An 804-nucleotide genomic window follows, 5' to 3' on the forward strand; every position below is an offset into this window, starting at 1 on the left:
GTTACGGATGGTAACGTGGGGAGTACTCATGCTGATTGGTCTGCAAAAAGCAGTAATAAATTCAGAACTTCAGAATACCGTCAAGTCCCGAAAAAAGAAAAATCAGGTGCGGAATGACGGATGAAAATGAAGTTCATACCCATTGTTGTGGCAAGCCTTTTCGCTGTGGGTGTTCACGCTGCCGATGGTGCCATCAAAGACGGGACATACCGCGCTGAAACCGTCAATTTCGATGATAAAGGGTGGAAACCGTTTGTAGAAGTGACCTACAAAGACGGGAAAATTGCTGCCGTAAAATTTTACTACAACAGCCAAAAAGACGGTCATCTGAAAACCACTGATGTGGAATACAATAAGAAGATGAAAGCAGCAAGCGGCACCAATCCTACTGAGTATACGGTCAAACTGGCTCAGGGGCTGGTAGAGAAGCAAAATCCTGAAGGCGTAGATGGCGTAACCGGTGCCACTCACTCCAGCGAAGATTTTATCGTACTGGCGAATGCGGCCGTTGCCAATGCGAAAGCAGGCAAGACCGACGTAGCGAAAGTCGAATAATACCTCACTGCACTTCATCGCCGGCGTCGACATGATGACACCGGCGATAAGGCTAAAATACGCTTAATCCTGCTATTCTTTCACGCCATGCGCCAACATTTCTGCCGCTTTACGACGCTGAGACGGCTTTGTTGAATAAATCAGAACTTGTAACGACTGTGCCCCATCGGGTCGATTGTTACGTGATGCGAATACTGTTCGGCATTCCTAATAGCGTGATCCGGTTAAGCGCTTTGACCATCGCCATGG

General features: G+C 47.8%; 1 protein-coding gene and 1 pseudogene. One reads left to right on the top strand and one right to left on the bottom strand.

The genetic code is table 11. The annotated features are described in order from the left end of the window. Nucleotides 1–120 precede the first annotated feature (120 nt). A complete protein-coding gene (locus ACTBDZ_RS18245; RefSeq protein ID WP_438816325.1) occupies nucleotides 121–555 on the top strand; it encodes an FMN-binding protein in 435 nt (144 codons plus the stop codon). A gap of 178 nt (nucleotides 556–733) precedes the next feature. Here ACTBDZ_RS18245 and ACTBDZ_RS18250 read toward each other — a convergent pair. Continuing rightward, nucleotides 734–804, bottom strand: a pseudogene (locus ACTBDZ_RS18250) (surface-adhesin E family protein); the annotation flags it as partial.

Source organism: Symbiopectobacterium sp. (genome assembly GCF_051710365.1).
Taxonomy (GTDB): Bacteria; Pseudomonadota; Gammaproteobacteria; order Enterobacterales; family Enterobacteriaceae; genus Symbiopectobacterium.